The following is a 361-nucleotide window of genomic DNA, read 5'->3' as shown; positions in this document are numbered from 1 at the left end:
GGCGTCGGACGCTTCCGGGCGGGCTTTCAGGTCGGTCATTGCCGCGTTGACCACCGCTATCTGGTCGCGGTTGGTGAAAAAGGAAAGCACAGTCCCGGCCCCCCACAATAAAGCCAGCACCATCAGGCCACGATAGACGTTGCGCTTCTGGATCCATCCAACCCGTCTGCCGTGCCGGTGCCGACTGTCAGCCAACACCCCCTGCCAGGCAAAATCGGGCAACCAGCTTTGCGGGCCTGCATCCGGGGTTGCTTTCAGCGGCAGACTGAACATCAACCCGCGCAGCAACACCACCTCACTGTACTCCGCCAGCCACGGCGTCAACACCTTGCGCCAGTGGGCAAGGCCTTTTTTCTCCAGG

General features: G+C 62.0%; 1 pseudogene. It reads right to left on the bottom strand.

Features of this window, described 5'->3' with window-relative positions:
• Positions 1-361: pseudogene (locus SLS51_RS23445) on the bottom strand (ImcF-related family protein); the annotation flags it as partial.

It is taken from the genome of Photorhabdus africana, from assembly GCF_035181445.1.
GTDB lineage: Bacteria > Pseudomonadota > Gammaproteobacteria > Enterobacterales > Enterobacteriaceae > Photorhabdus > Photorhabdus laumondii.
The sequence above is the reverse complement of the archived record's forward strand: the minus strand, read 5'-3'. Positions and strand labels throughout refer to the sequence as shown.